This is a genomic window from Bacteroides sp. DH3716P, from assembly GCF_025914115.1.
Lineage (GTDB): Bacteria > Bacteroidota > Bacteroidia > Bacteroidales > Bacteroidaceae > Bacteroides > Bacteroides ovatus.
On sequence record NZ_CP083673.1, the window covers coordinates 6,532,856 to 6,541,093 of the forward strand.

Sequence of the window (8,238 nt, forward strand, 5' to 3'; positions counted from 1 at the left end):
CTGTATTTCATGGAACGTCTTTTAAGGAGATCGCAAGACAAAGCGGAAGGCTTCCTGATGGAGGAAAATATATTTATGTATTTAGTTTGAAAGGAGAACCGTTATGTAAATATGTGCTCGACCATTATATATATGGTATTTGGGTGGATGAAGCTACGAAAACGATAATAGCGACAGATGTAAATAATGATGAGCCAATACTTAAGTTTAACTTTGGCTGAATGAGATAATTAACTTGATTAAAAGGAGCAGGATGATGAGTTTGTTTATCTTGCAGGATTTGCTTACATATCACCTGCTCCTAAATCTTTAAAAAAGATTCGGATGCAAACATAAGAATAAAAATTAATGTAGCAAACTATTGCTATTCTGTTGAAATGATAGATGCAGAAGAGAAAAATAAAATGTAATTTAAAGATTATTGAAGAATGAAAAAGAAAGTATTAGGTGTGATAGCAGTTGTTGCTGTCGCTGCTATTGCGGGATATAATGTATATACTTCGCAGAATGATGTGAAGTTGTCTGACTTGGTGTTGAGCAATGTGGAAGCTTTAGCTAATGCAAAAGAAGGTGGAAATGAATGCATAGGTTGTGTTTATACAAGATTGCAAATTTGTCGAACGTTAGGAGATTGGGGTGCATGCCTTGGTGAATATCGTCCATATATTTAAATATTATGAAAGCTAAAAGTTTATATGTTGTAGTAGGTATAATTTGTTTGTTTATATCTACATTTAGTATATATAATTGGAATACTAAAAGCTCTTCTGCCTTGTTACTTTGTAATGTTGATGCGTTAGCTAATAATGCGGAAGTGGATTTTGACTTTTGTGTAGTTACATCAGGTATTTGTGTGATATATAGTGAAGGGCTAGCTATAAGGGGCTATAAACTATACCAATAAATTCTAATGAAGGTGATGAAAGTGCATGGAAAATATGCTTGTTAACATTTACTTAGAGTTTGAAACTATACTTTCATCAGTATAATTCTGTATATTATTGCTATAACTGTTGGTTTTTAATATCCTCTTGGGATTGGGGCTGAATAAAAAAGGTCGAAAACTTGATTTTTACCCCCTCTACAGGTATCTGGAGAAGGGGTAATTGTGAAAAAATCTTTTTAGTCAGCCCCAATTGAAGTGTATTGACAACTTCTAGATTTGTTATGCATAAATAAAGCCGATTAAAATATAGCTTTATAAAAATATTCTATAAACTATTATGAATTTAGTATATTATGAAATTGAAATATGTTTTTGTGTTGATTTTCTTTTGTGCATGTAAAAATGTTAAAACAGACTGTCAAATAGACGATTTGTTTACGAATAGGATATTCTTGGAATATGAAAAGATACCATCAAACGGTTATATTTGGGGAACTCCAATGGATATGATATATTGTGATTCAGCAATTATTGTTTTCGATGAGAAGTCTGAAGATGGTTTATTTCATTTGGTCGATTTGAATGATCTAGATTCAATATATGATTTCGGAAAGAAAGGGCAAGGTGTTAATGAATTCTTAATGCCTTTTGATATACAGTTATTTGGTAAGAGCTCCATAAGTGTTTATGATTTATATAAAAAGACTTTGAATGTTATGAACATATCAGATGTGAAAAATCGAATTTCGAACTTTTCAGTTTTAACTAAAGATACTATTCCTGGGACTATTAAAGTGTTTCCTACAGCATTTAATACTTTTGTATCTTTGGGATTTTACGAAGACTGTATGTTCAGACTTTGGGGTACTGGACTAATAGAAGAAGAGCATTTTATGGAATATCCATATAAAGATGGAGATGAGAAACAAATAGCAAACAGGTTGCGTGGTATGGCTTATCAAGGTATTATCCGTTTAAATCCATTTATGGATAAATTTGTTTATGCAGTAAATACTTCTGAAATTATTCATTTTTATAAAATAAATAATACTGATATTTCTTTAATAAAGAAATATGAAATGAACTACCCTATTTATAAAACTCAAGTTGAAGGGGACATGCGAGCTGCCCCAATTTCATCTTCCAATAATAGTACATTTATAAGTTTGTGTATTTCTCCTAAATATGTATATGGACTTTATTCAGGCAAAAATTTTAAAGAAAATGGTTTAGAAACACTTGCAGGAACAATAATTTATGTTTTTGATTGGAATGGAGAAGCCATAAAAAAGTATGAACTGAATGTGCCAGTTACACTGATTAGTGTGGATAATAAAGATGAGATGTTGTATGCTTTCTCTAATATGCCTGATCCTGAATTAATAAGATTTAAAATAAAATAGATAAACATATGTATAGAATGATTGTTATCCCTCTGATTTCTTTTGTTATATGTTTTTCTTTGTTTTCATGTTATGAGCATGATGAAAAAAAAATAAAGAGGTTAGTTGAAGAATGGACTTATAAGGAAATAGATTTTCCTAGTGTTCCTATTTTTACGAAATTTGCTAGAGATACAATTATGGGGTATTATGAAAGAGATTGTGACTACAAAATATTAACATATGTCGATTCAATCGGTTGTATGCGGTGTCACTTAAGTTTTAGTGCATGGAAACCTTTTATTGAATTGCTAAAAGATACTTGTCCTTCATGTAATGTTCTTTTTTTTATTCATCCTATGAGCAGGAAAAATATTGAGTATTTACTAACGAAAGAAGGCTTTGATTATCCTGTATGTATTGATGAGCATGATAGTATCAATAAGTTGAATCATTTTCCTATAGAAACGATCTTTCAAACATTTTTGTTGGATAAGAATAATAGGGTAGTTGCTATTGGCAATCCTATTCATAATCCTAAGATAAAAGAACTTTATTTGAATATTATTACAGGGAAAAAATCTCTGTTGAAGGAGATTGATAGTAGAACTCCAACAACAGTTGTTTTATCTACATATCAGTTCAATATAGGAACTTTTAATTGGGGAAAAAAGCAATTTGTAGAGTTTTCATTTACTAATTCAGGTGATAATCCGTTTGTTGTAGAAGAAATTTATACTCCATGTGGGTGTACTACAGTGGAATATTCTAAAGAACCTGTTCAACCAGGTGGAAATTTGAAAGTGAAGGTGGAATATCAAGCTGAACATTCTGGGCATTTCGATAAAACGATAACCGTGTATTGTAATGCAGAAGGCTCTCCGTTCCATTTGAAAATTAGTGGAAATGCAAAATGAATAATTAAGAAAAGGTTTGATGAAGTATTTGGGATATATTCAATTTATAGTCTTGGTGCTGTTTATTTGGCTAGGATGGCAAATAATAGATAGGATTACATTCAGAGAAGAAATGATAACTCCTCTCGGAGCTGCTTTGCAATCTGCTAAAAACAACAGGAAAGAATTGGAAAAAGTACTCCGTCATTATCAAAAGAATCCTGCTGATAGCCTAAAATACAAAGCTGCTTGTTTTCTAATTGAAAATATGCCTTTTTACTCTTATTCAACAAGCAAGCAGTTAGAAAACTATAAGTCTTATTATGCATGGCTGAAAAAGAGTAGAGGACAGACAGCGAAACAGGTTGCGGATTCAGTCAAGAAAGTATATGGTCCGTTAGGAGAACCTGAAAAGAAACATGATATAAGAGAAGTGGACTCCGCATATTTATGTAACAATATTGAATGGGCATTTAAAGTTTGGCGAGAACAACCATGGGGCAAAAATGTTTCTTTTGAAACTTTTTGTGAGTACATATTGCCATATCGCATTGAGGATGAAACACTCGAATATTGGCGTGAAATGTATTATGAAAAATATAATTCATTGCTGGATTCATTAAGGATGTCTGATGTTTTGGATAAAGAAGACCCTATTGTTGCTGCAAAATATTTGAGAGACAGATTATTGGATAAAGAACATTATTTTACTTCTACATCACCTGCGCTTATGGGACATATTGGTCCTAGATATGTACAATATATATCTGGAAGTTGCAGAGAGGCAACGGATTTTGGTATCTATTTGTTCCGATCCTTAGGGATACCCTGTGGTGTTGACTTTGTACCTATGCGTAGTGGCGTGAATGCCGGACATTTTTGGCTAGTTGCATGGGATAAGAATCAAGAAGCTTTTGCTGCTGATTTTCCAAAAGCCTTTGAACGACAATGTGAAAATATGTGGTATAAAGAGGAGAATACGGCCAAGGTATATAGGAATACTTTTTGCGTCAATAGAAAAATGTATGAAGAAATGAGAAAGTATGAAGAAGAACTATACCCATTTTGGCGTTTACCAAAGTTTGTAGATGTAACTCGTGAATATGCTTATTATTATAAAAAAGAATTAAAAATACCTCCATCAAAAATATATAGAGAAAAATGTAACGGGAAGATTGCTTATTTGTGTGCAAGTAAACGGGATAAATGGGTTCCGGTTGCTTGGACGGAATATGACGTCAACAACATGACATTCAGGAATATAAAAAAAGGAATGATTATGCGGATAGCAACTTATGAGGAAGGAGTGCTCCATCTTGTAACGGATCCTTTTTATGTAGATCCGCATACCAATGAACTTCATTTTTATTCAAAACATGAAGAAATTCAAGATGTAGTATTGTATTCTAAGTACAATATTTTTAAAGGAGAAATTCATCTTAGAAGAAGAATGTTGGGAGGGGTGTTCGAAGGGAGTAATCAGCCTGATTTTTCAGAGAAGGATACTTTGTTTATGGTGCAAAAGGTGCCCGGTCGTTTGAAAACGGTTGTACGGAGTTGGTCAGATAAGAAGTATCGTTATTTTAGATATTTTGGAGCCAAGAATACGTATTGTAATGTGGCTGAAGTTGAATTTTATGAATGTAATGACACTTCTGCTTTGAAGGGAAGCATTATAGGAACTCCTTTGGAGGATACCGATAAAGGATTGAATTATTACAATGTTTTTGATGGCAAAACTAAGACTTCTTTCAACTATTCCAGACCGTCCGGTGGTTGGAGCGGGTTAGATATGGGAAGGAAAGTACGGGTAGATAGAATAGTTTATACACCACGTAATAGAGATAACTATATTCGCCCTGGGGATACATTCGAGTTATTATATTGTGATAAGGAGTGGAAATCAATGGGAAAGAAACAAGCTCTTTCTGATTCATTGGTTTATTCGGGTGTTCCTAAAAATACACTTTTATTATTGCGAAATCATACTCGCGGGGTGGAAGAAAGAATTTTTGTTTATGAAAACGGGAGGCAGATATGCAAATAAATAACAAAATCGGGTGGGGGATAAGAATAATATTTTTATGGATGATCTTTTCTTTACATGCATGTTGCAATGATAAAGAGGAGAATGAAGTTATTCCTATATGTATTGCGTCCAATCATTCATTAATGGCATTGGTACCGGATTTTTCTATCCAAACTGTTGGAAATACATTGCATACAAAATATCCGAAGTTATCAAGAAATAAGGAGTTTCCGATGATCGGAATTTTAAAAGTAGATGGTAAATCTTATCGTTTTATGGGAGGTGATTCGTTGCGTCCTTTTCCACTAGTACCTCTTTCTACAATTAATTGTGGGTGGCCTGCTAGATACTCTTATTTGCATCCAAAGGATGATTGGATGCGGAAAGAATATGATGATAAGGAGTGGTATAACGGGTTAGGAGCTTGGGGAGCAGAGAATCGTCCTTATCCTATTCACTCAACATGGACCGTAGCCGATATTTATATTCGCAGACATTTTAACATAAATGATAAAAAGAAATTGGAAGGATATAAATTATATGTTTGTTCTAAATGTGATGACCATGCAGAAATCTATTGTAATGGAGAACCTATTTATCAGGTAGATTATTTTAGCAATAGAATTGAATGTAAACAACTCTCCGATGAAGTAGTTGCAAAGTTACATAATGGCGATAATGTGATAGCCGCACATGGGTGGAATACGAAAGAAAATGCTCTGTTGGATTTTGGATTGTACATGGAAAATAAAACCTATAACGATGTGGATATGGCAATATTGAAACAAATGAATGTACAAGCGACGCAAACTCATTACATTTATCAATGTGGAGATGTTGAGTTATACCTTGATTTTGTTTCTCCTTCTTTGTTACTAGAACAATGTTTAATGGGATGTCCGGTAGGTTTTATTTCTTATCAAATTCATTCTGGCAAATCAGAAATTCATGATGTAGAAATTTTATTTGATATAGATACAGAATGGATGTTTGGGAAAAATAGAGTAGAAAGCCTGTCTGAACAGGATTGGTGTATTGTCAAGTCTGATAGCTTGTATATGGGGATAGCTGCTGAAGAAACGGCTTATTCATATAATGAAGGGCATGTGCTGCTTTCGCAGAAACTGGGGAAAAACAAGAAAGATCAGGGTGTATTACTTTTTGGCTTTAATGAAGGGAAGGGTTTGCAATATGAGGGGGAAATTCTACATCCTTATTGGAATAAGGATGGAAAAAGAGAATTGAAGGATGCTTTGTTGTTTATCGGTGACAATTATAAGAAATTAATGAGGGAATGTGACAGGTTGGATGGGCAGTTGAACAGGCGAGCTTTTCAAACGAGAATCCCATCGTTTGCACGCCAGATGATTTTAGATTATCGAAAATTTATATCGGAGCATCGTTTTGTAATGTCTCAAAGTGGTGATTTGTTTTGTTTTGGAGATACTTTGGCCAATGTGAGAGAATCTTATAGTAACTTTCCGATTTTATTGTCTCTTAATCGTATGGATTGGATGAAAGGCCTTTTGGAACCGGTTTTTGAATATTGCGAGAATGATTATTGGAGGAAAAGTTATCCTCCTTATGATATAGGAATCTACCCAATTGCTAATCGTCAGGTGAAAGTTGATGATTATGCAGTGGAGATGGCTGCTGACATGTTAATAATGATAACTGCTATTGTAGAAGCAGAACAGGATTTCGGTTATGCTGATGCGCATTGGAATCTGTTGTGTTTATGGGCGGATTATTTGCGGGAGAAGATGAAGAAAGAAGTTTATCCCTGTGGAGGGTTGTTGAATGAGGATGATGAACGTGTGAAATGCGTGTTGGGGCTTATGGCTTATCGTAAACTAATTCAGCTGAAAGAAAGCGTATGAAGATTTCACTATTCATCGGATGCCCGGATGGGGAAATTTTAAGAGAAATGATATACTGGTTTTTAATTTTCCTTATCAGAAAAATCGTTGGGATAGAATTATGAAGAAAATCAAATGAAAAATGAAACATAAATTGATAAAAACCGATATAGCCTTCACCCTTCACAACTCCTTATTCATGAGGGATAGCGGGTGAAGGGCCACCTTTCACCCATCCTTTACGGATAAGTGTTGTTTTGTAAAATCTAAAGTTGTGCTTTAGGAGTTGCAAAGCATAGCTTTAACCTGCTTAAAGCGGTGCTTTACAAAAGTCTAAAAGTTTGTTTCAATCATCTAGCGTCTTTTTCACAAACATCCCGATGTTTGTTTCAAACCTTAGGAAGAAAAAACAAGATGCTATGAGCATAATTGAATTAGCTATAATGAAAATCGGATTAGCTATAAGAAGAAACTGGTGAAGAGGTGGTGAAGGAATCCCCTTCACCACCTATCCCCGATGAATAGGGAGAAGTGAAGGGTGCAGCTATAATCACTATAGATAGGATTTAAGCATGAAAAAAGTTGAAATTGATACGAATGACAAAAAAGAATATGGTAGATGTGATAACTCTTACAGGAGTTGAAGCCATCTTGAGCGTTGTATTTTTATTTCGATGATGGCTCTGTTTGGAACATATTATTGGAAAAATAATCAATATGGTGCTTGTAAGGAATGGTATCGTAATAAGATGTTATATAATATAGGTGCATATCAATATAAGAGAAAAATTAAAAGATTAAATAAGATAGATCGGAATAATAATTGTATGTAATAGAAAAGAATAACATTCTGTTTTTAGGAAAAATACTACTTGGAAAAGAGAAGGAACAAATAAAAACTATAATTTCCGATGAAATAGGCATTTTTTGAATGAAAGCCTTATCTCTATGATAGTGTATATAGCGGATAGATTCGGTTAGATAGAAATGGATAGATTAATTTATTGGCAGTTGCAATCCAATTGCTTACTTTCGTTTTCATTAATTAATCGATAAAACTATAGTATATATGAAGAAACTATTATTCTTTTCTATTTTGATGATGGCGGTTCTTTCTGTAAATTACTCATTAAAAGAACCTCGAGTAAATACATTATTATTAGATAATATTGAAGCTTTGGCGGCT

At 33.5% G+C, this 8,238-nt stretch carries 7 protein-coding genes and 1 pseudogene; all 8 read left to right on the forward strand.

Annotation, left to right across the window (positions count from 1 at the left end; genetic code table 11):
• The coding region (locus KQP79_RS25225; protein WP_264386582.1) for a TolB-like 6-bladed beta-propeller domain-containing protein at window positions 1-221 on the forward strand (221 nt) is incomplete at its 5' end.
• Between the two features lie 207 nt (window positions 222-428).
• Window positions 429-671 carry an NVEALA domain-containing protein gene (locus KQP79_RS25230; RefSeq protein WP_004312299.1) on the forward strand — a complete coding sequence of 81 codons (243 nt, stop codon included), beginning with the start codon at window positions 429-431 and terminating at the stop codon, window positions 669-671.
• Window positions 672-676: 5 nt separating this feature from the next.
• Window positions 677-904, forward strand: coding sequence for a hypothetical protein (locus KQP79_RS25235; protein WP_138344034.1), 228 nt, complete (start codon window positions 677-679; stop codon window positions 902-904).
• A gap of 335 nt (window positions 905-1,239) precedes the next feature.
• A complete protein-coding gene (locus tag KQP79_RS25240; protein WP_008648127.1) occupies window positions 1,240-2,289 on the forward strand; it encodes a BF3164 family lipoprotein in 1,050 nt (349 codons plus the stop codon).
• Between the two features lie 8 nt (window positions 2,290-2,297).
• Complete coding sequence (locus KQP79_RS25245; protein WP_008648125.1) at window positions 2,298-3,185, forward strand: DUF1573 domain-containing protein; 888 nt, start codon at window positions 2,298-2,300, stop codon at window positions 3,183-3,185.
• Window positions 3,186-3,204: 19 nt separating this feature from the next.
• The gene (locus tag KQP79_RS25250) at window positions 3,205-5,211 is read left to right on the forward strand and encodes a hypothetical protein (protein ID WP_032849629.1); all 2,007 of its coding nucleotides are present in this window, start codon (window positions 3,205-3,207) and stop codon (window positions 5,209-5,211) included.
• Window positions 5,212-5,252: 41 nt separating this feature from the next.
• Window positions 5,253-7,073 carry a glutaminase domain-containing protein gene (locus KQP79_RS25255; protein ID WP_229077687.1) on the forward strand — a complete coding sequence of 607 codons (1,821 nt, stop codon included), beginning with the start codon at window positions 5,253-5,255 and terminating at the stop codon, window positions 7,071-7,073.
• A pseudogene (locus KQP79_RS25260) lies at window positions 7,072-7,173 on the forward strand (signal peptidase I); the annotation flags it as partial. The gene KQP79_RS25255 and the pseudogene KQP79_RS25260, both read left to right, overlap by 2 nt.
• Window positions 7,174-8,238 lie beyond the last annotated feature (1,065 nt).